Consider the following 25,598-nt stretch of genomic DNA (forward strand, 5'->3'; position numbering starts at 1 on the left):
CTATTTAAAAATTTTATACATCTATAAAAACTATTGATGGCTACAAGCTGATCATTTTATTTAATGAGAATTATTATTATCTTTTTGTATCTTTACTGAGCAATATCCCTTATTAAACAAAATAAATTCAATGATTTAGTGTTGTTTTTCTAGATTCTTTTATGGAATTGAAATAGTAAATGATAATAATTATCATTAGTTCCATCTTAACTACAAACTCCCTTGTACTTAAGATGTGTTTCAGGCCTAAAACATTTCGAAAAACAAATTAACTCTTTTGAAAGAGGATATCGACAGATGCAATCACTTGCTAATCGGTTGGCGTTACAACATTTCGTCAATGCATATACGCAAGAAACTGGCAAAGGTCACTTGCTTCATAAAAGTCAGCAATCTCTTCAACTACAGACGTTTAGCCAAGGTTTGACGCTGTTATCAATACCGATTACCTCTATTCAAGCACGTTGCTTTTTCCCTTTATCTTATGTGAGCTGTGTGGGGCGACATCGCTTAGCAGATCTTCCGCAAATTATTATCGATGAAAAAATTAAGGTATTTAGTCCTGTAGCAATTGTTGGGTTGTTGCTAGAAGAGCTTGTTCAAGAAGCCGCTGTTCATCTAGATGCTGCTTCATTAGTTGAAAAATGGATTCAAAGTCGAGATGCGCTACAACAGTTTTTACAAAATCGTGAATATGAATTTGATGCTTTAGTAAAAGCAGGGCAAAGCTTTATTGAAACAGAGCAAGCTTTGATTTTAGGGCATAGTATGCATCCCGCGCCAAAAAGTAGGACAGGCTTTGTTCATGAAGATTGGTTAAACTTTTCTCCTGAAAATAAAGGTAAGACTCAACTTCATTATTGGCTAGTGCACCAAGATTATATTGCAGAAGGTAGTGCGACTGATGAACCTATTTCAGCGCAATTAAAAACCGCGTTACAGTGGTATTTATCTGAAAATGATCTCAATTTATTAAAGACACATGCGGAATATAAGTTACTTCCTTTACATCCATGGCAAGCGCGTTATTTACAGGGCAAAGCTTGGTTTGAACGATTAAAGCAAACAGGGCAATTGATAGATTTGGGCTTGCGTGGTTGGCAATTCTCTCCAACCACTTCCATACGCACATTAGCGAGCTTCAATGCACCTTGGATGGTGAAGCCATCACTTTCAGTGATGATTACCAATTCTATTCGAGTGAATTTGGCCAAAGAATGTCATCGTGGTGAATTGACACATCGTTTGTGGCATAGTGAGTTTGGGCAAAATATTCTTAAACAGTGTCCAAGTCTAAAAGCAGTCAATGATCCAGCTTGGATCGCTTTAAAAATCGATGATGAAGTGATCAGTGAAAGTATTTGTATTTTCCGAGATCAGCCTTTCCATCCTCAACAACAAGTCACTTGTATCGCATCTTTGTGCCAAGATCATCCGATTAAGCCTTTAAATCGTTTTAATGCCTTATTTGCAAAAATTGCGAAAGCCCATCCTGATGCTGAAGTTTCAGAGATTGCTTCAGATTGGTTTAATCGGTTCCTCGAAGTCAGTTTGCAGCCTTTGATGTATCTATACCATCGTTATGGTATGGCATTTGAGTCACATCAGCAAAATGTGTTGTTGGAACTGGAAAATCATTTCCCAAAAACTTTATGGTTACGTGATAACCAAGGTTTTTATTATATTGAAGAATTTGCCACTGAAATTCTGCAAGCACTTCCTGAACTGAAAGAAAAAGCCTTTGCGGTAGGTCCGAAAGATTTTGTTGATGAACGTTTTAGTTATTATTTCTTTGGCAATACTTTGTTCGGGATTATTAATGCCATCGGTGCAACAGGCTATATCACTGAAGATGAATTGTTAGCGCATCTAACTGGATTTTTAGAAGAGCAATTACAGCAATATCCTGAGAGTACCTTAATACAAGGACTACTGTTCAATTCAACGCTGCCTTATAAAGGCAACTTGCTGACACGTTTGCATGAATTAGACGAGTTGATCGCACCTGTAGAAAATCAATCTGTTTACGTGCAACTGCCAAATCCGCTGCGTATTTTACAGAAGGACGTCAGTTATGCTTGATTTTATTGGAGTTGGTCTAGGGCCTTTTAATTTAAGTCTTGCTAGTTTGCTACAAAACAAAAGCTCACTCAATTACGTGTTTTTTGAGCAAAAGGTGCAATTTGATTGGCATGCAGGTATGCAACTACCTAATACGGTATTACAAGTGCCATTTATGGCAGATTTGGTCTCGATGGTTGATCCAACCAGTCCATTTAGTTTTTTGAATTATCTGCGTCATCAGCAACGTTTGTATAAGTTTTACTTTTTAGAGCAGCCACATATTCCACGTTGTGAATACAACCATTATTGCCAATGGGTTGCAGAACAACTCGATTGTATCCAATATCAATCTCGTGTCTTGAAGATTGAACCTCAAACGATAGGTTTTAAAGTAGTCGTTGAATCAAACGGTGTTCAGCAAAGTTATTTATGCCGTCATTTGGTGGTTGGTAGTGGCAATGTGCCTTATTTGCCTGAATGTTTGGCAAAAATTCAGAAAATCCGTCCACAACAATGTCTGCATTCAGCACAGTATATGACGCATGCCGACACAGATTTACATGGCGATGTGGTCGTACTTGGTTCTGGACAATCTGCAGCTGAAGTGTTTATCGACTTATTTGATGAACAGCAAGATACTGTCAATCATCAGTTTGATTTACATTGGTTTACTCGTTCTCAAGGTTTCTTCCCGATGGAGTATGCGCCATTAGGTTTGGAACATTTTAGTCCAGATTATGCACAGCATTTTTATGATTTGACTGCGCAGCAAAAGGAACAGCAGTTAAAGCAACAAGCCTTGTTATACAAGGGAATTAGTGCAAAAACCATTCGGGAAATTTATCAAAGACTTTATCACCGCAGCATAGCAGGTCAAAGCTTACAGACACATTTACATAGTCAATGTGATTTGAAAGATGCAGAAGCATTGGATACACAAAAAATCCGACTGCATTTCCAGCATCGTGCTACAGCTCAGTCTTTTCATCTCGACTGTGATTTTCTTGTAGCCGCAACGGGTTATTTCACACCTGATTTTGGTTTTATGCAGTTGCTCAAGCCATACATCGAGTTTGATCATAAACAGCGTTGGCAGATTACAGACGACTATCGTGTTGTACATCGGCTGAATGGTCATATTTTTGTTCAAAATCAGGAAATGCATAGTCATGGTGTCGGCACACCTGATTTAGGTCTTGGTGCTTATCGTGCAGCAACGATCATTAATCAATTGCTTGCTGAGCCTCTTTATGAATTAGGCAATCAAGCGCAGACATTCCAACACTTTAATCTCTCTCAAAATCCAAAAATTTGTATGGCAGATGACAAAGCACAATCAAACGAGTGCCTTTGCGAAAATTCTCCCAATAAAAACCATTCAATTTTCAAGAAAACAGAACAGAACGTGATGACGGCGCATCCTAATCGCCGTGGTGCAAACACACGTACACAAACTGCTTCTGTACATTCAACTTATGAGAAACTGATATGAACTTTGCAACTTTAAAAATTAATCAGCAGCAATGGCGTGCCGCAGGACAACGTCTTATTGAAATGGCGATTGCAGAGTTTCTATACGAAGAAATTATTGAAGTTAAAGCATTGTCAGCAGGGCTTTATCGTTTAGATTTAGGCAATCGTCGGTATGAGTTTCAAGGACATCAATATCTACTCGGACACTGGAATATTCAGGAAGCTTCGGTACGTGATGTGACTCATAGTCAGGAAAATGATCAACCTGCTTGGAACTTACATGAGTTCATTGTCGCAATGTCTGACAGTTCTAATGTTAAGCCATTTACTAAAGCGTATTTGATCAAAGAAATGAATAATACTTGGCTTGCAGAAGCACATTTGTTCAATGAAACACGTTTGCCAAGTACAGCGGTTTTGACAGAGCCACATTACAAAGTTGAAGGCATGCTACGTGGTCATCCTTGGCTCATCATGAGTAAAGGGCGTATGGGTTTTGGTTATGATGATTATTTAAGCGCTGCGCCAGAGCTTTCACCTGAAGTTAAAGTGTTGTGGTTAGCCGTTCATCGTGATTTAGCAGAGTATCGAAGTACTGAAGATTGGAACGCATGTGGTTTATATCAGCATGAGTTTGATGCCAATGAACTACAGCAGTTCATCAATATTCTCCAAGAAAAAAATCTAGACCCGCAAAATTACTTTTTGATTCCCGTACACGCATGGCAATGGCATCAATGGCTTGTTCCGACTTATGCCAATGAGATTGTGGATCAGAAAATTATTGAGTTAAATATCAGCCAAGATAGCTATGTGCCGATGCAATCAATCCGCACCTTATGCAACATATCAAATTTGCAGCGTCATTATATAAAGCTACCAGTCAGTATTTTTAATACCGCTGTTTATCGTGGATTACCCTCAAAACGTAATCTTGCAGCACCAGCAGTGACCGCATGGTTAAAAAAAATCCATCAACAAGATCAGGATTTACAAAATACAGGTGTGATTTTCTTAGGTGAAGTTGCGACTTTAACTATTCATCAACCATGTTTTGACCGCATTGACGGTGCACCGTATCAATTTAAAGAGCTGTTCGGTTGTTTATGGCGTGAAAGTGTTGATCGTTATGTTGATTCATCTCATCAAGTGTTATCTCAAGCAGCATTGTTACACCGTGATATTTCAGGTCAATCGATCTTGAGCGTGTTGATCCAGGCATCAGGTTTAAGCCCTTTGGCTTGGTTAGCACAATTTGCTCAAGTAAGTATGAGTCCATTATTACTTTGCTTATACCGCTATGGTTTGGCATTTTCACCACACGGTGAGAACACGATGTTGGTACATGAAAATGGAGTACCAAAAGCTATGGTATTAAAAGATTTCATTGATGACATTAATTTGGTGGATGAGGATTTCCCTGAGTTAGCTCAGTTACCACCTGAAGCGGCTTTGTTATTACGACATGAGGCGACCGATCTAAGTCATTTTATCTTCACTGGTCTGTTCATGGTGCATTACCGCTATATCTGTAATGTGTTCTTGCAAGACTATCCTGAATATTCAGAGCTTGATTTCTGGCAGACCATTTCCAACACGATTGTTGAATTTAACCACAAACATCCAGAACTGGCTGAACGTGCTGATAAATTCGCCATGCTGCGTCCTAACTACACCAAAATTTGTCTAAACCGTGTACGTCTATTTACCACAAGTTATAACGATGAAGCAGAGCGTCCTGTGCCTGTCTTTCTTGATCCCATTGCAAATCCAGTTAGCCCAGAAACATTGAAAACGTGGGCACAGCAACTTCGCCAAGCGAAAGTGGGCTAATTTTATTCGTCATTTTATAGGTTCGATATGAAAACAATCTCTCAGCAATTACCAGATTATTTTGAATACTTTGAAGATGGTACACAGTACTACTTACGCCAAGTGCAATATCCTCAGGATATTCCTTTATTACATCAATGGATGCATGAGCCACATGTAATTCCTCAGTGGCAGTTAAATAAATCGGAACTAGAGTTACAAGTTTACTTCGACAAAATGTTAGCAGATGACCATCACCGCTTATTAATCGTCGGAATTGATGGCAAAGATGTGGGCTATACCGAAATTTATGAAGGTAAACGAGATCGTTTAGGTCGTTATTACGATGGTGATGACAATGATCTCGGTTGGCATCTCCTGTTTGGTGACAAATCTGTGTTTGGCAAAGGCTTCTTGCGACCAACCATTCGTTTACTCAGCTTTTACATTTTTGAACATTCAAAAGCAAAAAAAATTGTGGGTGAGCCAGATCATACCGTTAAACCTTATGCAGCTGTGGTGGCAGAGCTTTGCTATGAAAGTCAACGTTTAATACCGATGCCTGAAAAAACTGCAATGTTGTATTACTGCTTTAGAGAAACTTTTTATCACAAGTTTGGGGAATATTACCAAACATCACAACAACAGCTAGCAGATCGGCCAGCCAAACTCCTGAGTGTTACATGAGCTTATATATCAATGAAATGCATATCTTAGACATGCGCTTTGCGGCGAATGTCTCTGTTGCAGAATTTGAACAATGGTTAGCACGGATTCAGCACTATTTCGAACATAAGCAAAATTTCGTGTTGATCATGCAAACCGATGTAAATACTGAATTTCCTGAAGAATATAGAGCAATCCAAGGCAAGTGGTATAAACAATATAAACAAGATTTTTACCAATATTGCTTAGGTTTTGCGCGTATTGCTCAGGATGACGAAGATCGTATTCGATTGGATACACCAGCACTACACAAAGCTTGGCACGTCCCATATTTTGTCAGCGTAGATAAAACTGAAGCCATGCAATGGGCGATGCAGAGGTATTTATGAATCAAAATTCATTAAATATTCAGAAAGTCTCAGCTTTGAGCCTGAGTGTCGTGGTGGTTTTATACCTCGCGCATGCTTTACCACTGTATTTTTATAACGTGGCATTACCAGCGATTCTGCGCCATCAAGGTGTAGATTTACGTTGGATTGGCATGTTGTCGTTGCTTTATATTCCTTGGGCATTCAAATTCTTTTGGGCGCCTTTAATTGATCGTTTCTACTTCAAAAAACTAGGAAAGCGTAAGACTTGGTTGCTATTTACACAAATTGCACTGGTGCTAGGTGTTGTTGCTTTGGCATTAACACAGTTTGATTATGGCCTCGGTGTATTTGTCATTGTTGGTTTATGGATTTCAACTTTTGCAGCAACTCAAGATATTGCCATTGATGGCTATACCGTCGAAACCTTTTCAGAGTCTGAATATCGCTTAGGAAGCATGGCGCAAAGCATCGGCGTTGCGCTCGGTAGTATGGTGGGTGGAGCAGCAACTTTATGGCTTTACCAGCTTTATGGCTGGCAAACTGCATTGATTTCCTTAGCCGCAATGACGGCACTGACTATGTTGGCGATTTTCCAAATCAAAGAAAAATCAATTTCTGAGAAAATCGCTAGAAATCCACCAAGTCTGATTCGTGCGTTTAAACGTCCAGAAATGTTATGGGCTTTAGCTTTGATCGTGTGTTATCGCTTCGTTGAAGCACCTGCAATGGCAATGCTGAATCCGATGCTAATTGATCAAAAGTGGTCTTTGGCAGAGATTGGAGTATTGATGTCTGTGATCGGTGCGGGTATTGGATTATTAGCTGCTGTATCTGCTGCATTTCTCTTGAAAAAAATAGCAGCTACACAATTACTGATCTGGGCAGGCTGGGCACGTACTTTGATTTATGCCTTGTTGGGTGCAGCTGTTCTACTCAGTTGGTTTGATCAATGGCACAGATTACTTGGTGTATTTGTAGTTGTCATTCTTGCAATTCGTTATATCGCGATGACGGCGTTATATGCACATTTCATGCAGACCAGCTCTAAAGATCAAGCAGGAACGGATTTTACGATTTTGGTCTGTTTTGAATTATTGGTTTATTTCATTGGTGGTGCGATGTCAGGTTTCTTAGCTAAAGCGTTTGGCTATGGAAATTTTTATTTAATTCTCGCCGCTGCATCCATTTTAAGCGTTTTACTCAGTCAAGTTTTGATTTCTAAAGCAAAACAATCGAAACAACTTATCTAGGGGCTAATTATGAAAGTTCATACACTTTCGACAACACTAACACTTCTAAGCTTGGCAGTAAGTGCCCAGCTTTATGCTCAAACAACTGAGATCGATACCTCGATTCAAAATAATGTTGCAGCAGAAGTCCAAAAACCAACACAACTTGCGCCAATTGTTGTAACAGCAACTCGTTCAGCACAAAGTATCGCTGAAATTGCAGGGACTGTTTACAGTATTAGCCAAGAAGATATTGCCAAACAAGCTGCTGCTGGGAAAAGTACCGCCGATATTTTAGGTTTGTTAGTTCCATCTTTAACTCCAAGTTCAGGTACGACCAGTAACTATGGTATGACCATGCGTGGTCGTACTGTGCAATATATGATTGATGGTGTTCCTCAAACAGGATCACGTGATAGTTCACGTCAGCTAAATAGTATTAGCCCAGACATGATTGAACGAGTTGAAGTTGTATCTGGTGCAAGCAGTATCTATGGTGCTGGTGCTACTGGGGGGATTATCAACATTATCACCAAAAGAGGTTCGGGTGATGGTGTAAACTTTGAAACCAAACTCGGTGTGACTTCTGGTGATAATTTTAAAAGTGATGCTTTAGCTTATGAAGCGTTTCAGTCTGCATCATTTAATCAAGGTGATTGGAGTGGTTTTTTAGGAGCAAGCTATACCAAACGTGGTGAAATCCAAGACAGTCATGGTAATCGCATTGGACCAGAAATTGCACAAACGGATCGCCAAGATACAGAAACGGTTGATGTGAGTGGTCGTTTGAGCTGGCAGTTTGCAGACAAACAAAAACTAAGTGTTGGTGCGCAATACTATAATGATGAGCAGGATAGTGAATATGGTGCGGATTATGGTCCTGGTTTAGCTGTGTTATTAGTTAAAGGCACAAAACCAAGCCAGAAAGCGGTTAAAGGTTTAGAACTTGATACTCAACCACGAACAAAGCGTGCTGCGGTAAATGCCCAATACGAAAATCAAGATTTTTTGGGTCAGACTTTAAATGCAGAGGCGTATTATCGTACTGAAAAAGGGCGATTCTTCCCTAGTGCAAATGCTTTAGCACATGCATCCATTCCAGGTGGAAGTACATTTATTGTTACCCAATCAGAAACAGATATTGATGTTTTTGGTGCTCGTTTAGCACTTCAAAGTAAGCTCAATCTGGCAGAACGTGCGCTAAACTTAACTTATGGTGTAGATTATGACCAAGAAAAAGGAAGTGCAACGGCACAACTATATGATTTAACAACCTTTATGGTAAGTAATGGTCTGAAATTTAAGCCTTTAAATAATTATGCTTTTGGTCCAGATGTAGATACTGAAAAGTTGGGTTTCTTCTTACAAAGCCAATTTGAAGCAACAGATCGCTTAAATCTACAAGCTGGTATTCGTCATGAGCGTATCGATAGTGATGTTAAAGACTCAGTTCCTTATTCTGAAGCAATGGTTGCCGACTTTGTTCCAACTTACCAAGCTAAAACTTTAAAAGGAGGTTCAGTTAAGCATGATGCAACACTTTTCAATGTGGGTGCGCTTTATCATTTAACTGATGCGCAACAGGTGTTTGCAAACTTCTCGCAAGGTGCGAATTTACCTGATGTACAACGCATGTTGAGAGATGTTCCAGCAAACTTTGTTGTAAGCAATCAAACGATTGATCCAATCAAAGTAAATAGTTTTGAGTTAGGTTGGCGTCTACAAGATGACACATTAAGTACAGGTATTACAGCGTTCTATAACAAATCTGACAAATCTTTGAAATTTGGTCCGCCAAGTTTTGCGATAGAGGTTATTGATACTGATGAACGAGTGTATGGCGTTGAAGGTAATGTGAAATATACCGTTTCAGATGATTGGAGTGTCGGAGGGACTTTAGCTTACACGCGTGGTCAGTTCAAAAACTCAAATGGTAAATGGCAAGAGCTAGATGCAATTCGAGTAGCGCCTTTAAAAGCAACTGTTTATTCAGACTGGCAATTTAATGATGGTTTAGGTTTACGAGTACAAGCTTTGGCTATCGACGGTACTGATAAAGCACGTAAGGATGCAATTGCGAATGGTAGTAATCCAACAGCAGAAATCAAAGGTTTTGCAGTGATGGATGTGATTGCTAACGCAAAAGCAGGACCAGGTACATTAGGCTTTGGTGTTTATAACGTTTGGAATACAGATTACAAGTCTGTATATAGCCAAGCAGTTTCGACTGTTTATGGTCCAATTTCTAGTCTACCAGCTCAAGGTCGTACATACGGTCTAAGCTATACACTTAAATACTAATCCAATCATAAAGGCATCTGATTAAGATGCCTTTTCTTTTGATGAATACTACCTATGCAACAAAATTTTAAATTATTGGCTTGGGCAACTCTAGCCAACGGTACTTGTTTTTCAATGATTTTACCTTTACTTGCCCCATTAATTCGTGAGCTTGGCTTAACAGAAGTACAGGGCGGAGTAATTGTTTCAGCGGGTGCAATTTGTATGGCGATTGCATCTATTCTGATTGCCCGAGGGGAAAAAATACAGACTCCTTATCAATTAATGAATTATGGTTTCTGGGGCATGACCATTACTTGGGCTATATTTACAGCGATTCTTTATTGGGGAATACAACAAACATTACCCGTAATGATAGTTTTTGCTTTGTTGGTGATTAGTCGAGCGAGTACTGGTGGTTTTATGGCTATGCCACAAATTGGCCTACAAAGTTATGTCATGCAACATGTCACAGAGGAGCAACAACGCAGTCAAAAAATGGCAATGTATGGTGCGATGAATAGTTTAGGTATGATCGTCGGCCCATTTCTAACTTCAGTGTTATTGTTCGGTGGAATTTTATTGCCAATGTGGATTGCGGTTATTTTATTGGTGATTTTTAGTTTGATTATCACAATGTATTTTAAACATGATGAGGGTAAACAAAACACAATATTGGATCAAAAACAGCCTGTAAACGTAGAACATTCATTTTCATTAAAACCAGCTATGCCTTGGCTTATTTTAGGATTTACTACCTATATGGCTATCGTGACGCTCAATATGACTGCAGGATTCTATATTCAAGACCATTTTCATTTAAGCTCACAACAAAGTGCTATTTATTTTTCCCAATGTATGCTCATTGTTGGTTTTAGCTTAGTGATTACTCAGATTCTGATTGTAAAAGTACTTCATTTAAAACTAAAAGCTTTGGTATTGGTGGGTACGTTTAGCATGGTTATTGGACTCATCCTATCTTTAAGTGCAATCCATATTTGGATGTTTCAAATAAGTTATTTATTTTATGGGGTCGGGGTGGCAAGCCTTTTGCCTGCATTTACCACAGGGGCGGCTCAATCTGTTCCGCAAACTGCTCAAGTCAAAATGGCAAGTATTTGTACAGCTACTCAAGCGATTGGTCTCATTGTGGCGCCTTTACTGAGCACTTTTCTATATCAGTTCGGCATTCAATTACCTTTTTATTTACTCTTAATATTGATGATTGCTGTGGCGATCTACTTGTTGATCATATCCTATTCAAATCAGAATACGATGATAAGCAATAAGGTTAACTCCTAAATCAAATATGCTTGAAAGACAGAGAATATTAAATTTTTATGATTGCAGTCTCGTAATCAATTCTTAGATGATTATTTTTAGTTGGACGTTTGATCTAGGCGTATGGATATTCATTCTGCAGTTTATTCACATTTTCTATCCAAAGGGATTTGCTAAGACAGAAAAACATAAAACCCATATATAAAAAATGTCAATCACAATATCTATCACAATGCAAGTTTTTTGATCAATACTGATAGTATTGAGAGAATCCTTTAGATTTTTGATTAAAATTTAATCATTTTCATTTCATTTATTTACAACTTGAATTATCGCAAATTTTATTCGGTATGCTAAAGATCGTGATAACAATCAAGGAGTAATAATGCTGATTTTTCATGATTATCCTGTCCATGGGGCGATCTTTGATATGGATGGCACAATGTTTGATACTGAGCGATTACGCTTTCAAACATTAAAACAAGCCTCTCAAGAACTCATTGGACAGGAATTCTCTGATGATTATTTGATGCAATGTCTAGGATTAAGTGCAAAAACAGCAGAACAACTCGCACAAAAAATTTATGGAACAGAAGTTCCTTATCAGACAATTCGTAAACGTGCAGACGAATTAGAGCTTGAGTTTGTACGAAATCAGGGGGTACCGATTAAAAAGGGATTGGTACAAGTGCTAGAACGACTGAGAAAGTCTGGACTTAGAATGGCTGTGGCAACATCAAGTCGCAGAGCGATCGCTGAAGAGTATTTGATTAATGCAAATGTATACAAGTTCTTTGATTTGCTTGTATGTGGCGATGAGGTAGAAAAAGGAAAGCCTCATCCTGAGATTTTTTTACAGGCAGCAGAAAAAATTAATTTAAAGCCTGAACAATGTTTAATGTTTGAAGACTCTGAAAATGGTATTCGTTCTGCATTTGATGCAGGAGGCATTACTGTTTTATTCAAAGATATTAAAGAACCGAATGATGCCATGCTGGCAAAAGCAAATTTCTATTATCCTGATATGTATGAATATTTGATTGCATTGGATCAACATATTCCTGAAATGCTTATGCCGCAGTTGCAAGAAGCATTTCCACAAAGTTTAAATCAGCTCACAGTCGGGATTCATGGTTTTGGTGCAATTGGCGGTGGTTATATTGCCCAAATATTATCGCATTGGGATGGTTTTACCCGTCCAAGACGTATTTTAGCATCGACTCGAAATCGTCTATATCGGGAAGCGGTGAATAGTTTTGGTAGTTATAGTATCCGCTATCCACAGTGTTCTTATGATGAACGAATTGAAAATCTAACAGTGATTGATGCTGATAATGAACAGCAGATGTTAGAAATGTATATGCAGTCAAGTCTAATCGCATTGTGTTTACCTGAACAAGCAATTGAGTCTGAATCGAAGATTATTGCTAAAGGTTTGTTAGCACGTTTTATGTCACAAGACGTTCAGAATTATGAACCAATTACATTCCTCATTATTTTAAATAAAGTCTGTGCAAAATATCTGGTGCTTAAATATATTCGTGATGCGTTATTAGAAATCACCGATGAGGACATTGCCGAACATATCCTGAGCGAGCATTACTTCTGTGATACCGTTGTAAACAGGATGGTTTCAAAGTTGACCGATCAGGATTTATATCGTCAATTAAAAATCAAGCATCGTTTATACCAACAATACCAATCTGATTTGAATGATGAGACGATTGAGCTTTCGGACGAAACGGCGCTGAGTGAGAAACAAGAGCAGCAATTAACACAATGTTTAGAAGACATGCGGGAGCAATTTCAAGCAGGTCAGTTCTTGCAAAATATGGATTTGATTTTATTTCATGGAGAAGCTGATATGCCGATCTATGTCGAAAATCGAAGTCCATTACTTGTCAAAATGCGTCAAATGGTTTTAGTGGATCAAATTTCTGATATCCAGATCATTAAGAATCGCTTATGGAATGGTTGCCATGCCATCCTCGCTTGGAATGCAAGTTTAAATGGGCATGAAACGATTGGGATCGCGATGGCTGACCCACAGATACAGGTTTTTGTCGAAAGGTTAGTGGATGAGGTGAAATTAGGTTTAACCAACTTAGTGCCAAATCAAGCGAAACAATTAGATCGTATGGCAAATAGTTTTCTCAACTCATGTCGTTATGCCTACAAAGATCCATGTGAGCGTGTAGCAAGAGATCCATTACGGAAATTAAGCTTTAATGAGCGTGTCTTTGGAAGTATTGAAACGCATATACAGCAACAGATTCCATATCAGAAGCTTGTTGAAGGTGCTGTGTTTGGCTATATCTATGCGATAAAATTTTTAGATTTAGATGAAATGAAGATTGTGCAGCATCTACAAAAGCACGTTAAACAGTTGGATATATCAGAAAGCCAATATAAAGATTTATTGGCTGATATTTACGATGGAATTACCACATATTTAAAGAAGGATCAGGATGTACTAAATCTTAAGCATTTTTCTGAGATTCAAACAGAAACTGTTTAAAGTTTAGAGTAATATATGCTTGAATAACACAACTTTAACTATGTTCAAAATGTTGTGTTATTACAAGCATCAACGAAACTGATGGCAACTGCAAACCACGATTATCCTGAATGGCATCGTGGACGCTGTAATTATGGCGTGTGGTATATCCAGATTAATCCCCCTGAGTTGATCCAATATTTAGACCAATTACAACAACATTTTGCGGATTTATTGATAACGCCTAATCTACGTCAATACCATATCACTTTGTTTGTTGCTGGTTTTTTGACAGAGCAACCAGCTCAGCATAATGATGATTTTGAAATTATTCAGCTCAATCAACAAATCAACATATTAGAAGCATTAGAATTAGATGATTTTGAGCTGGAACTGTCACATATTGATAGTTTTAGTAGCGCTTTATTTGTACAGATTCTGGACTCTCAAAATACATTAGATAAGATACGAAAGAGTTTGTATCAAGTTAAGGACGAAATTGCTGCGCCGATCTATTGCCCACATATCACCTTGGGGCTTTATCGCGAGGCTTGGTCAAGCGAATTAGTCCTAGAGCGTATTCAAGCCCTAACAATCCAAAAAATTAAAGTTCAGGTCAATCAGTTGACTTTCGGTTATTATAACGCTCAGATTTTACAAGGATTACTGTATCCTTATCATCAAGTCAAATTGGGTTGAATATGTTGCAATTAATTCTAGGTGGTGCGCGTTCAGGTAAAAGCCGTTTAGCTGAGAAAATTGCGACAGAAAGTGGTCAAGTGGTGGTCTATGTTGCAACGGCACAGCCTTTAGATGAGGAAATGCAACAGCGTATTCAGCACCATCAACAGCAACGACCGCAGCATTGGAAATTAAGTGAAGAGCCAATATTTCTGGCAGATCAGCTTTTACAAATAGATCAAGAGAATCAAATTATTTTGGTTGATTGTCTCACTTTGTGGTTAACCAATCTCTTGTTAGCTGAAGATTCTAACTTATATTTACAACAAATAGATCAGCTATTCAATGTGCTGCCCAAACTTAAATCACAAATTATTTTAGTGAGCAATGAAACAGGGCTTGGTGTAGTTCCAATGGGGGAAATCAGTCGTCGATTTGTCGATGAAGCAGGGCGCTTACATCAAGCTTTGGGGCAATTAGCAAACAAAGTGATGTTTTGTGTGGCGGGATTTCCTATGATTTTAAAAGATGAGCAATAAAATGTCAGAACAAGCTTGGTGGTTAGAAACAATTAAACATCCAGATTTAGCAGCAAAATCACAAGCTGAGTATCGTCAGTCGCAATTGACTAAGCCAACAGGTGCATTAGGTCAGTTGGAGCAAATTGCGATTCAACTTGCGAGTTTACAAGGAACTATTCAACCTCGGATTCAGAAGCCGTGGATTACGATCTTTGCTGGTGATCATGGTGTAGTTGAAGAAAATATTTCTGCTTATCCTCAAGCGGTTACACGGCAAATGCTTCAAAACTTTGCTTCTGGTGGCGCTGCGATTAGCGTAATTGCCCAATATCATCAAGCACACTTGCAAGTGATTGATTGCGGTACGGTGGGCGATGTTTATGATTATGTTGGTGTTGAACGACATTGTATTCGAGCTGGTACGGCGAACTTCACTAAACACGCTGCAATGACTGAGCAAGAATGCATTACAGCAATGGAATTAGGTAAACAAAGTGTTGATTTGGCACAATCTCAATCAGCAGATATCTTTATTGCTGGTGAGATGGGTATTGGAAATACCTGTTCCGCATCTGCAATGGCAAGTTTATTAATAAATGAAAGTGCTGAGCAATTAACCGGTGTCGGTACAGGAATTAACAATCAACAACTGCAGCACAAAATTGCAGTCATTCATCAAGCTATAAAACTTCATGCACCAAATACTGGCAATAATGCTTTAAAAATACTTGCAGCGGTTGGCGGTCTAGAAATTGCCGCAATGACTGGCGCCTATCTTCGTTGTGCTCAGATCGGTATGCCGATTATTGTTGATGGCTTTATTAGTTCTGTGGCGGCTTTATGTGCAGTGCGTATTCAACCTAGTGTGAGAGATTGGATGCTGTTTGGTCATCAATCTGCTGAGTATGGGCATCAACGAATCCTAAAAGAACTCAATGCTCAACCCATTTTAAATATGAATTTACGATTAGGTGAAGGCAGTGGTGCCGGTGCAGCGTTGTCAATGATTCAACTTGCTTGTGTGCTACATAATCAGATGGCAACCTTTGCAGAAGCAGCCGTCACAGGTGATAAAGTTGCAGATTGATCTATTGCGTCATGGTGAAACAACGCAAAGTCATACTTTACGTGGACACCTTGATGATGAATTGACAGAGCAGGGTTGGTTACAGATGCAAACAACCATTCAAGGTTATCTTGACACTCAGCAACATTGGGATGTCATCATTAGTTCCCCTCTGCAACGTTGCCGTCTTTTTGCTGAAAATTTGGCAAATCAATTACAACGCCCGCTATTGATCAATGAAAATATCAAAGAAATGTATTTTGGTGATTGGGAAGGTGTTTCAACTCAAAGGATTTATGAAACGACTCCTGAGTTACTGGCAAATTTTTGGCAATTCCCGAGTCAATATCAAGCACCGAATGGTGAGCCTTTAGCGCGATTCAAACAACGACTTTTGGTTGGTTTTAAACAAATTCATCAGCAAATGAAGGACAATAATTGGAAAACTGCTTTGATTGTTACGCACGGCGGAGTAATAAAGTTACTAACCTGTTTAGCAAGACAACATGACTTAAATGAGTTATTAAAAATGCCTGCTGAGCTGGGAAAACTGTATCGATTAGAGTTGCTTAAAGGTGAAAGTGAGATTGGTTTTATGGAAAAGTCACTTATTCTTTAGCTTCGAAATACGACTGTATTTAAAATTTTTTACTGAATGGTGTAATAGAACTGTCATTGCTCCTGTCTATGATACATGGCACTTCTTTATCTATAAGCAAAAAATTCATGAATATATTATTTAAAAGCAGTATGTTATGCGCAAGTGTATTGTTGGCCGCATGTAATAATGATGATCATCAACAATCACAAACAACGCCTGAAAATAATACGCCATCAAAATATTATCAAACTAAAACACCTTATCAGCCCTTACAAGATCTAAAAAAATATGAGCCAATTCCACAAGGATTTGAACCAGTTTTTACTGAATTAGTTGCACGTCATGGTTCCCGCGGTTTGTCCAGTATCAAATATGATTTAGCACTTTATAACCTTTGGAAACAAGCTAAAGCAGAAAATGCTTTGACACCATTGGGGGAAAAACTCGGTGCCGATTTAGAAAGTATGATGAAGGCGAATATTCTACTGGGGTATGGCGTAGATGGTATTCGCCAGTTTGGTTATGGCAATGAAAGTTTGACAGGGATATTAGAGCATAGGGGAATTGCTGATCGATTATTACAACGTCTACCGAATTTATTTAAAGCAACAGACATTCAGTCATCATCCATTTTGGTACAAAGTTCAGGTGTCGATCGTGCTGTAGACAGTGCGAAGTTTTTTACCGATGAATTGATTCAACAGCAACCTCAGCTTAAAGACCAAATTACACCGATTTCATATACCAGTTTGACGAGTGAAAGTGTGCCAACAGTTGAAGATGGTGGCGTAGATCGCTTCAAGCTTTATTTCCATAAGTTAACGGCAGATCAAGATTTGGCTCAATCTTTATCTGAGCAAGAAAAAGCCGTTTATGATGCGAGCCAGGCTTACCAGAAATTTGCCGAAGAAGATCATGATTTAGCTCAAAAATTGAAAGCGCTGGCAGGTGATATACGGGCTGAAACGGTTGCAATGCAAGTGCTTAAACCAATTTTCAAAACTGAGTTTATTCAAAAACTAGGGACGAATGAAACTTATACCTTTAGCAATAATGGTTCATATAGCGTAGTCGCACCGAAAGGTGAAACCATTACTGAAAAAGGTAAGGGTAAAAATAGCATTACTAGTGTTGTGGATGCAGCCGCTTATTTATATGAGCTTTATTCAATCATGGGAGGTATGCAGAGTGAACTCAAAGGTGTCGATTTTGATAAATATATGCCTGAAGATGCAGCAAAGTTCTATGCAGAATTCAATGATGCCAATGATTTCTATGAAAAAGGGCCAAGTTTTAGCGAGTCGAATCAAGTCACCAGTGCAATTGCACAGGGATTGACACAAGATCTGTTTAAGCAGGTCGACGCGGTTGTCGATAAACAACAATCACATCGTGCACTTTTACGTTTTGCGCATGCTGAAATCATTATTCCTTTAGCAACGAGCTTGGAGTTGTTTAATATGATGCAACCCTTAGCATTGCATCAAACTTATAATTATAACAATAGCCCATGGAGAGGTGAGATAGTTTCTCCAATGGCTGCGAATATACAATGGGATATCTATCAAAATGCGCAAGGAGCTACCTTAGTCAAAATGCTCTACAATGAAAAAGAAACCTTATTTAAACCCGCTTGTGATTATGCAAGATACCGTACAAATAGCTTTTATTATGACTATTTGAAGCTTAAACAATGCTATCAAATTCAATAATCTAATTTAATAATTTTTTAGGATGGGAATAGAGTTGCTATTCCCATTTTTATTTCTTCATAATGGGTGAATAAAAGATATAGCTTGGCTGAGATTTCTAGCATGACACCTTTTTGGATTGCCTTGCAATTTTTAACTGTTTTACCGATTCAATTAAAAAAGATGCCAACCGCACAGCAAAATGCACAATCCATTTTGTTTTATCCTTTCATTGGACTATTGATCGGTTTAGTTTTATTTGCATGTACAATATTGCTATTCAAACTGCCAACCTTATTGCTGGCAAGTATTATCCTCGTATTGTGGATTCGGCTGACTGGCGGATTACATTTAGATGGATTAGCAGATATTGCAGATGCATGGGTCGGTGGTTTCGGCGATCCTGAACGTACACTTAAAATTATGAAAGATCCAGCATGCGGGCCTATCGGTGTTTTAAGTTTGATCATGCTCTGCTTGCTTAAATTTGTCGCTATTTATGTGTTATTAGAACAACAATTATCAGTATTTCTGATTGTAGTACCTGCGATTGGCAGAAGTTCAGCTTTATTTCTTTTTCTCACTACAAGCTATGTGCGAAAACAAGGTTTAGGACGTTCTATTGCTGATTCGATACCGAAGGTATGCTCGTGGACTGTATTTGTCATTACATTATCATTTCTTTGTATGTTTGAGGGAGCCGGTATTTTCTGTTTAGCAATATTTTTACTACTGCTGTTTTATCTACGTGCGAAGTTCATTGAAAGAATTGGTGGGATTACTGGTGATACGATTGGTGCTTCGATTGAGTTATCAGAGGTATGTGTATTGATGAGTTTCTTGATAGCATTTTATTATCTGCCTTAGACACAAGAAGTTGAATCTCGATAGATTTTGATCCTCTCATTGTTTGTGAGAGGATCAAAAAAACATTATCTTTTTTTACGGTAGGTACAGAAGCCTAGTATCACCAAAACAGCAATCAATGCAGCGATCAGACCCAATAAAATATCACGAACAATTTTATCAATCGGTAACCAACTCCACTTATGCAAATAAGTAAAACTTTTGCCTTCCAGCGCATCCTGTGCAGTAACTTTTGCAGCAATAACACCACTACTTGGTTCTATATAGAGTCGCAATTGGTCCTTTAAATGAGTGTCAACTCTAACCACAGGAAGACGTTTATTAATAAAGCCATATTCTCCGCCAAAACTTGTGACCCAAGTACTTTGTCCGATTTTCTCGATCGGTAGATTGAGATAATCAGCAACAAAAAATCTACTTTGCTCAAGCACATCAATGGGTTTGGCTTTTTCAGCATCAATCCATTGGATCGCAGGCGTCTGATTTTTACTGTGTCCATGATGATCATGTTCTTTAACTGCAGTCATACTGCCTTGAAAGTCCTTTTTACCGATGAGTTGAATCATCCACGCAGCTCGTGTTTGCTCGCGACTATATGAAATAGGTACGAGGTGTAATCGTTGTATCGACTGAGCTGTTGCTAGTTGCCACGACGTTTGATCTAAATCTTGTGTCTTGAAAATAGGCTGAATATTTTTGATCTCAGGCTTCTTTTGCCAAAGATGGTAAAAACCACTGACCACCCAAAGTAAAATAAAGACACTCAGACTGATGCCTAAATAGCGATGCAGGAATCGAGTTGGTTTTTCACGTAAACGATGGTTTTTTCGATTATGAATTTTGAAAAATAATCCAATTCCCATACATGTGATGACGAGTATGCCAATCAGAGCAAACTGCATCAAAAGTGTTTGACCAAACCATTGTTGATTGTTCCATGTCCATGTGTGACCCAAACGAAAAATTCGTGCCATCCACATCTTTTGATCATTTGAAATCGTAGCAAGCCGTGAATGGCTAGGATCTACATAAGCACGTAAACCTTGATCAAAATCGACACGCCAAATTGGCAATAAGCGATTTACACTCGGATAATCATCACTAAACTCTGTAACCAGTTGCGCGAAAACAATACGTTCCTCTGTAAGACCTGTATACCAAACAGCCAAGTGTTTAGCATATTGTAGCTCTGCATTTTCAATACGATGACCCGAATGCACATCGTAGTATTCAGCCATATTTTGGTTTATGCCTAATACACGGTATGCCGTCTGATTGGCATTCACTTGAATCACTTGAAGAGCAGAAAATTGCTCAATCTGATTTTGCTCAAAGACCGTTTTTGCTGGTAAAGCATCGTTTAAATCTAGTTGTTGAGGTGGAGGCATTCGTTTCAATGGCTGGGGTTGTGTTGCACTCATAATTGGATGCAACACACCAGTTAAAGCCCAAAATAAAACCAAAATGCCCAAAACCATCCCAAAGCTACGATGAAACTTGAGTAACTTTTTGAGTTGATTGGCATTCATGGCTTATTTTCCAAAATGATAGCGTAAACCTAACAAATAGGTACGCGGTGCCGCAGGCGTAAAGCTCGCTTGATTATTACTAAATGAGGTACTTTCAGCATAATGTACATCTGCAGCATTGATGATATGACCATAGATTTCATAAGCATTATGGCGATAGGTTGCACGTAGGTTTAATACTGTATGCCCATCATATTTTTCGGTATTGGCATCATTGATCCAGTATGAGCCGACATAAACTCCTTCTGCTGATAATAACAACTCAGGAATGGGTTTAATCTGATATTCAACAGTACCGAAAGCTTTTGGAGAGCTCGGCATACGATTGCCATTATAATTTAAGCTCGCTGATGGCTGAAATTGCTTAAATTCATGTTTCGCCCAACTTCCAGATAGTTTCAAGCGTTGATCGTATTGATCAGAAATATTCCAAGTACCACCAATCTCGATCCCTTGATGTCTTGTTTTACCTGCATTACGAGGTTCGCGGGTGTTATCAGGTTTAGTATAATTAATGACTTCATCTTCTCCATCTAAGCGATAAAGCGTAATTTCACCATCTAAACGCTCATCGAAAAGTTTAAAGCGTATGCCAAGATCAATATTGTTAAATGTTGCTTCTGACAAATTTGGTGTAACCAGATTTGCACCGTATAAACTGCTTACTTCTGGTGGTACAAAACCTTGTGACCAGTTGCTATAGATGTCCAATAGGGGATGTGCATTCCAAATAAAGCCAAGTTGTGGGCTGGCTTTATGGAAGCGGCGTGTTTCGTTAGGTGCACCCGTAATATTTGATGGAGTTAAATTATTCTGATAGTCATATTTAATCCAGTCGTAGCGAGCGCCAGCAACTAGATTTAAGTTATCGAATGTTTGCCAATTTAGTTGGGTGTAAATGGCTTGATTGTCAACGTCTACATTGAAGTCACGTAGCAATTTTCTTGGTTGAAAACCAGTATAAATACGTGTTTCAGGATCACGAAATACTTCAATATCATTAGTTTTGGCTTTATTTGGCGTATGTTCTGCCATCGTACCAATTATCCATTTCAACTGATCGATGCTTGTAGCATGCTGCAAATTTAAACCATACGATTTGAACTGATTATATGTAGTTTGACCCGTGTAAGTCCCTGTAGGCACACCATTTCGCATATCAGTACGAATGCTATAACTTGGGTTCTGTTCAGTGGTGTTATCACGATAATACAGTGTGGCTTGACTTTGGTTCTGATCATTCCACGCATGGCTAATCTGCGAAGACAGGCGGGTAGAGTCTACTTCACGATAGGTAAATGTCTGATAACTGTAGCCAGGACGCTCACTAAAATCCTTGCTGTTTAGACTTCCTGTCATGTCTGCTTTTAGGTGGTTATAGCTCGCGATATTTTTGATTTGTGTGGCATCAGAAATACGCCAGTCATGTCGAAGCGTGAGACTTTGCTTATTGCTTTCAGCATGATCTTGCCAACTATCGCCACGATCACTTGCGTATCCAGATAAACGTAGACCATGTTCACCAAATTCAGTCGCAAAGGTGTTTGATGCACCTAGATCCAGACGGCGATAACCTTCCGTACTTGAAAGTATACCGATTTCAGTTGTCGGCGTTAGGCTTGGCGCTTTAGTTAAAAAGTTTATCGTACCGCCGATGGCATTACTTCCATATAAGCTACTGGCTGGTCCACGTAAGATCTCAATTCGATCAATCCCTGCAAGATTAAGTTCATAAAGCGCATTGTGGTTAAATACACCGACGGGACGAACTGAAATACCATCTTCAAGATATTGATAAACTGCTGCAGTCGTGATTGGTTGTCGGATCGACATCATATGCTGTTCATTACCCAAGTCATTCATCAAAACGCCAGGGGTTTGGTTGACTAATTGCCCAATAAAAGTGGCATTTTTATCGGCTAATGTTTGGCTGTTAATTTGGCTAATTGCAGCAGGGGTATTGCTGATAGATTCCCCCTCACGACTTGCTGTAACAACGATAGTCGCTAAGGTTTTGGTGTCTTGTGTCGGGGCTTCGGCAATCGCCAATGAACTGTAAGTAGCAGATAGACACGCAGCCGTTAAGACTGACAAACGAAAAGAAGTCGTCATTTTGAAAACTCTATAAAAGCATTAAACGAGCCGCATCGCAGCAATGAACTGGATACGAATGTAAAAGTTTGCGATTTATAGAGCGATTGGCGGAGCTTGTTTAAGGGGGGAAATATAGAAAATACGTGGGATGTGCAGATCTTTTGTCCACGCATGGCATAGGCAGCGTACACGACTAAACCAAGCCAATAAGAAAATAAGTATCAAGCCAAGCAATGGAATAATTGCGGCTGCATCTAAACCATAGGTGCACAGTGGACAATGTTTCATGATCTGGCTAGCCAGTGCATAAACTTGTTGTGCATATTCACTGAGTTGCGAACCATGTTGAGCATGCTCAAGGTGATGTTTATGTTGCTCCATCGTATGGTGATGATGTTCACTATGATGGTTGCTGTGCACTTGTGCTGATAGCAGCGTGGCTTTTTGAATCTCTGTGACTTGGCAATGCGATGGCATTGCATAAAGTGCGGGTACGACGCCAGTATGTACCATGGTTGGTAATAAGATATGCCAGAGTAAACAAAGCAATGTTACCGCGCCGATCAAGGCACGCCACTTTTGCAAATGTTGACGAAAACTGGAGTTCATATCAACGAGACGTCGTAGGGGGAAATGTGGCAGCAGTATAAATAAAAAAATGTTACAGTTCAAAACATACTTGATTTATCAATAAAAAAAACAGGCCCATGAGAGCCTGTTTTACATCTATTTAAAGATTAACGATTTGGTAAAACATCTTTTAATGCTTCATGCATTTCTAATAATGCTTTTTCAGTGGTTTCCCAATCAATACAACCATCGGTTACAGATTTGCCGTATTCTAGGTCGCATAAATTTTCAGGAATATCCTGACGACCACCTTTTAAGTGACTTTCAACCATGATACCCACGATTGATTTGTTGCCATCAAGAATTTGCTCTGTGATGTTTTTCAAAACTAATGGTTGTAGGTATGGGTCTTTGTTTGAGTTGGCATGACTGGTGTCGATCATGATTTTGGTGCTGACTTTAGCTTTGGCTAAAGCTGCTTCCGCTTCTGCAACTGAGGTTGCATCATAGTTTGGTTTGCCATTACCGCCACGTAAAACTACATGCGCGTATGGATTACCTTTGGTATTGATGATCGCTACCTGACCACTTTCGTTTAAACCCAAGAAGCTGTGTCCATGCTTTACGGATTGCATTGCATTGGTTGCAACTGTTAAGCCACCATCTGTACCGTTTTTAAAACCGACAGGTGAAGATAAACCTGAAGACATTTCACGATGTGTTTGGCTTTCTGTAGTACGTGCACCAATCGCTGACCAAGAAATCAAGTCTTGATAGTATTGCGGTGAGTTAGGATCAAGTGCTTCAGTTGCACAAGGTAAGCCTTTTTCATTCAATTCGAGCAGCAATCCACGACCAATATGTAGACCTTTTTCGATATTGAAAGAGTCATTCATATCAGGATCGTTAATTAAACCTTTCCAACCAACAGTCGTACGTGGTTTCTCAAAATACACACGCATGATGATGTAAAGTGTATCTTTTACTTTTTCGCTTAATACTTTTAAACGGTCAGCATACTCATGAGCAGCTTTAGGATCATGAATCGAACATGGTCCAATCACAACAAACAGGCGCTTGTCATTACCATCCAAAATATTACGAACGGTATTACGTCCTTTAAGTACAGTTTGAGAGGCGATTTCTGATAAAGGAAGATCGCGTTTGAGTTCTGCAGGCGTAATCAAAGTCTGAATGCTTTTAATGTTAACGTCGTCGATATCTGGCTGAGAAACTGGATTTGACTGTAGAGTATTCATTGCTGTCACAAATTCAATCGAAAGAAGAGGTTAATTTGTCTACGAATATAGCACGAAAAAGCGATTGATTAACTAGCGATTCAAACAAATTGTGTATAAACAATCGGCTATTTGGGGCTTAAACTATTGTCGTAGAATGACTTGTTGGCTGAATCATCATCACTTGAGCTGTTTCAATAGGTTTCGGTTTGGCTTTTACAGGGTTAATAATAAAGTTCAGACCTAAAGCAAATAAGGTGATTCCCAAGATTTTACGGATAAATCGTTCAGGTAAATGTGAGCTGATTAGTGTTCCAACCACAATCGCAGGAATTGAGCCCACCAATAACCACATCAATAAAGTAAAGTCTACGTTTCCTGATGACATGTGGCTTAAACCTGCCACAGCAGTCAATAAAACAGCATGCACAACATCCGAGCCAATAATTCGAATCATTGGTAAGTTAGGGAACATAATCACGAGAGCCATAATGCCAAAAGCACCTGCACCTACCGAAGAAAGTGTCACTAACACTCCCAATACAACACCCATAATCCAAATATAACGGCGTTTATGTTGTAGAGCATGTTGCTCACTTTCCATATTGGCTTGTTCTCGATTTCTAAATCGATCAAAAAACTTCTCAATTTGAGCACGAAAGATAATTGAAATACCTGTCAAAGTCAGCATCACACCTAATACCATCGTGAGTACCGATTTATAGTGGGTGGATTGGCTTAAATAATGTTCCAGTACCCAAGCCGTTGCAAATGATGCTGGGATACTACCTAATGCTAGCCAAATTACAATTGGCCAAACAATATTGAGTTTTTTTGCATGTACTAGGGAACCACAAAATTTTGAGATTGAGGCATAAAGCAGGTCTGTACCAATCGCAATATGAGGTTCAATTTTGAATAAGCTAATCAAGATTGGTGTCATCAAAGAACCACCGCCGACACCTGTGATTCCTACGCAGAAACCAACCAATACGCCAGCTAAAATAAATTCAATGGGACCAAACATTGCTGATATGCCTAACTTATACAGAAAACACCATATCTTA

At 38.9% G+C, this 25,598-nt stretch carries 20 protein-coding genes; 15 read left to right on the top strand and 5 right to left on the bottom strand.

What is annotated here, in order from left to right:
• Nucleotides 1-297: 297 nt before the first annotated feature.
• The 15 genes from acbA (at nt 298) to AAC851_RS01175 (ending at nt 19,100) form a co-directional block, all read left to right on the top strand.
• Complete coding sequence (acbA, locus tag AAC851_RS01105; RefSeq protein WP_340600353.1) at nt 298-2,082, top strand: acinetoferrin biosynthesis protein AcbA; 1,785 nt, start codon at nt 298-300, stop codon at nt 2,080-2,082.
• A complete protein-coding gene (gene acbB, locus AAC851_RS01110) occupies nt 2,075-3,556 on the top strand; it encodes an acinetoferrin biosynthesis monooxygenase AcbB (RefSeq protein ID WP_340600354.1) in 1,482 nt (493 codons plus the stop codon). The genes acbA and acbB overlap by 8 nt, the downstream gene beginning before the upstream one ends.
• Nucleotides 3,553-5,370 (top strand): acinetoferrin biosynthesis protein AcbC, encoded by a 1,818-nt coding sequence (gene acbC / locus AAC851_RS01115; protein ID WP_340600355.1) that lies wholly within the window; start codon nt 3,553-3,555, stop codon nt 5,368-5,370. Before acbB ends, acbC begins: the two co-directional genes overlap by 4 nt.
• A 27-nt stretch (nt 5,371-5,397) precedes the next feature.
• On the top strand, nt 5,398-6,036 hold the full coding sequence (gene acbD, locus AAC851_RS01120) for an acinetoferrin biosynthesis acetyltransferase AcbD (RefSeq protein ID WP_332861228.1): 639 nt from the start codon (nt 5,398-5,400) through the stop codon (nt 6,034-6,036).
• Entirely contained in the window at nt 6,033-6,404 is a 372-nt protein-coding gene (gene actB, locus AAC851_RS01125; RefSeq protein WP_340600357.1) for a protein ActB, read from the top strand. Before acbD ends, actB begins: the two co-directional genes overlap by 4 nt.
• Entirely contained in the window at nt 6,401-7,636 is a 1,236-nt protein-coding gene (actC, locus tag AAC851_RS01130; protein ID WP_340600358.1) for a putative ferric acinetoferrin MFS transporter permease subunit ActC, read from the top strand. The genes actB and actC overlap by 4 nt, the downstream gene beginning before the upstream one ends.
• A 9-nt stretch (nt 7,637-7,645) precedes the next feature.
• A complete protein-coding gene (locus AAC851_RS01135; protein WP_262443951.1) occupies nt 7,646-9,916 on the top strand; it encodes a TonB-dependent receptor in 2,271 nt (756 codons plus the stop codon).
• Between the two features lie 54 nt (nt 9,917-9,970).
• Nucleotides 9,971-11,197, top strand: a complete 1,227-nt coding sequence (gene actD / locus AAC851_RS01140) for a putative acinetoferrin export transporter ActD (protein ID WP_262443950.1) — start codon at nt 9,971-9,973, stop codon at nt 11,195-11,197.
• Between the two features lie 364 nt (nt 11,198-11,561).
• Nucleotides 11,562-13,694: a bifunctional mannitol-1-phosphate dehydrogenase/phosphatase gene (gene mtlD / locus AAC851_RS01145; RefSeq protein WP_262443949.1), complete on the top strand. Its 2,133-nt coding sequence runs from the start codon at nt 11,562-11,564 to the stop codon at nt 13,692-13,694.
• 81 nt (nt 13,695-13,775) lie between these two features.
• Nucleotides 13,776-14,372 carry a 2'-5' RNA ligase family protein gene (locus AAC851_RS01150; protein WP_262443982.1) on the top strand — a complete coding sequence of 199 codons (597 nt, stop codon included), beginning with the start codon at nt 13,776-13,778 and terminating at the stop codon, nt 14,370-14,372.
• Between the two features lie 2 nt (nt 14,373-14,374).
• Nucleotides 14,375-14,893, top strand: coding sequence for a bifunctional adenosylcobinamide kinase/adenosylcobinamide-phosphate guanylyltransferase (gene cobU / locus AAC851_RS01155; RefSeq protein WP_262443948.1), 519 nt, complete (start codon nt 14,375-14,377; stop codon nt 14,891-14,893).
• Nucleotide 14,894: 1 nt separating this feature from the next.
• A complete protein-coding gene (cobT, locus tag AAC851_RS01160) occupies nt 14,895-15,962 on the top strand; it encodes a nicotinate-nucleotide--dimethylbenzimidazole phosphoribosyltransferase (protein ID WP_340600359.1) in 1,068 nt (355 codons plus the stop codon).
• Nucleotides 15,952-16,560 carry a histidine phosphatase family protein gene (locus tag AAC851_RS01165; protein WP_340600360.1) on the top strand — a complete coding sequence of 203 codons (609 nt, stop codon included), beginning with the start codon at nt 15,952-15,954 and terminating at the stop codon, nt 16,558-16,560. The genes cobT and AAC851_RS01165 overlap by 11 nt, the downstream gene beginning before the upstream one ends.
• Nucleotides 16,561-16,667: 107 nt before the next feature.
• Entirely contained in the window at nt 16,668-18,254 is a 1,587-nt protein-coding gene (locus tag AAC851_RS01170) for a histidine-type phosphatase (RefSeq protein ID WP_340600361.1), read from the top strand.
• Between the two features lie 102 nt (nt 18,255-18,356).
• Entirely contained in the window at nt 18,357-19,100 is a 744-nt protein-coding gene (locus AAC851_RS01175; RefSeq protein ID WP_340601026.1) for an adenosylcobinamide-GDP ribazoletransferase, read from the top strand.
• A gap of 65 nt (nt 19,101-19,165) precedes the next feature.
• On the opposite strand, the gene AAC851_RS01180 is transcribed toward AAC851_RS01175, so the two are convergent.
• The 5 genes from AAC851_RS01180 to AAC851_RS01200 all read right to left on the bottom strand — a co-directional run bounded on the left by AAC851_RS01180 (nt 19,166) and on the right by AAC851_RS01200 (nt 25,558).
• Nucleotides 19,166-20,629, bottom strand: a complete 1,464-nt coding sequence (locus AAC851_RS01180; RefSeq protein ID WP_340600362.1) for a PepSY domain-containing protein — start codon at nt 20,627-20,629, stop codon at nt 19,166-19,168.
• A 3-nt stretch (nt 20,630-20,632) separates the two neighbouring features.
• Nucleotides 20,633-22,741 (bottom strand): TonB-dependent receptor, encoded by a 2,109-nt coding sequence (locus tag AAC851_RS01185; RefSeq protein WP_340600363.1) that lies wholly within the window; start codon nt 22,739-22,741, stop codon nt 20,633-20,635.
• 75 nt (nt 22,742-22,816) lie between these two features.
• The gene (locus AAC851_RS01190; protein WP_340600364.1) at nt 22,817-23,332 is read right to left on the bottom strand and encodes a hypothetical protein; all 516 of its coding nucleotides are present in this window, start codon (nt 23,330-23,332) and stop codon (nt 22,817-22,819) included.
• Between the two features lie 128 nt (nt 23,333-23,460).
• Complete coding sequence (locus AAC851_RS01195) at nt 23,461-24,552, bottom strand: 3-deoxy-7-phosphoheptulonate synthase (RefSeq protein ID WP_004639065.1); 1,092 nt, start codon at nt 24,550-24,552, stop codon at nt 23,461-23,463.
• 118 nt (nt 24,553-24,670) lie between these two features.
• Entirely contained in the window at nt 24,671-25,558 is an 888-nt protein-coding gene (locus tag AAC851_RS01200) for a sulfite exporter TauE/SafE family protein (protein WP_115736450.1), read from the bottom strand.
• Nucleotides 25,559-25,598: the final 40 nt, after the last annotated feature.

It is taken from the genome of Acinetobacter sp. HZNU-JH01 (assembly GCF_037996845.1).
Classification (GTDB): Bacteria; Pseudomonadota; Gammaproteobacteria; order Pseudomonadales; family Moraxellaceae; genus Acinetobacter; species Acinetobacter haemolyticus.

Excerpts from the sequence above, each read along its gene's own strand:
- actB (WP_340600357.1), top strand. The coding sequence starts at position 6,033 with ATGAGCTTATATATCAATGAAATGCATATCTTAGACATGCGCTTTGCG.
- cobU (WP_262443948.1), top strand. The coding sequence starts at position 14,375 with ATGTTGCAATTAATTCTAGGTGGTGCGCGTTCAGGTAAAAGCCGTTTA.
- AAC851_RS01200 (WP_115736450.1), bottom strand. The coding sequence starts at position 25,558 with ATGTTTGGTCCCATTGAATTTATTTTAGCTGGCGTATTGGTTGGTTTC.
- AAC851_RS01180 (WP_340600362.1), bottom strand. The coding sequence starts at position 20,629 with ATGAATGCCAATCAACTCAAAAAGTTACTCAAGTTTCATCGTAGCTTT.
- AAC851_RS01195 (WP_004639065.1), bottom strand. The coding sequence starts at position 24,552 with ATGAATACTCTACAGTCAAATCCAGTTTCTCAGCCAGATATCGACGAC.
- AAC851_RS01150 (WP_262443982.1), top strand. The coding sequence starts at position 13,776 with ATGGCAACTGCAAACCACGATTATCCTGAATGGCATCGTGGACGCTGT.
- cobT (WP_340600359.1), top strand. The coding sequence starts at position 14,895 with ATGTCAGAACAAGCTTGGTGGTTAGAAACAATTAAACATCCAGATTTA.
- AAC851_RS01135 (WP_262443951.1), top strand. The coding sequence starts at position 7,646 with ATGAAAGTTCATACACTTTCGACAACACTAACACTTCTAAGCTTGGCA.
- acbB (WP_340600354.1), top strand. The coding sequence starts at position 2,075 with ATGCTTGATTTTATTGGAGTTGGTCTAGGGCCTTTTAATTTAAGTCTT.
- actD (WP_262443950.1), top strand. The coding sequence starts at position 9,971 with ATGCAACAAAATTTTAAATTATTGGCTTGGGCAACTCTAGCCAACGGT.
- AAC851_RS01185 (WP_340600363.1), bottom strand. The coding sequence starts at position 22,741 with ATGACGACTTCTTTTCGTTTGTCAGTCTTAACGGCTGCGTGTCTATCT.
- AAC851_RS01175 (WP_340601026.1), top strand. The coding sequence starts at position 18,357 with ATGACACCTTTTTGGATTGCCTTGCAATTTTTAACTGTTTTACCGATT.
- acbA (WP_340600353.1), top strand. The coding sequence starts at position 298 with ATGCAATCACTTGCTAATCGGTTGGCGTTACAACATTTCGTCAATGCA.
- acbD (WP_332861228.1), top strand. The coding sequence starts at position 5,398 with ATGAAAACAATCTCTCAGCAATTACCAGATTATTTTGAATACTTTGAA.
- acbC (WP_340600355.1), top strand. The coding sequence starts at position 3,553 with ATGAACTTTGCAACTTTAAAAATTAATCAGCAGCAATGGCGTGCCGCA.
- AAC851_RS01190 (WP_340600364.1), bottom strand. The coding sequence starts at position 23,332 with ATGAACTCCAGTTTTCGTCAACATTTGCAAAAGTGGCGTGCCTTGATC.
- actC (WP_340600358.1), top strand. The coding sequence starts at position 6,401 with ATGAATCAAAATTCATTAAATATTCAGAAAGTCTCAGCTTTGAGCCTG.
- AAC851_RS01170 (WP_340600361.1), top strand. The coding sequence starts at position 16,668 with ATGAATATATTATTTAAAAGCAGTATGTTATGCGCAAGTGTATTGTTG.
- mtlD (WP_262443949.1), top strand. The coding sequence starts at position 11,562 with ATGCTGATTTTTCATGATTATCCTGTCCATGGGGCGATCTTTGATATG.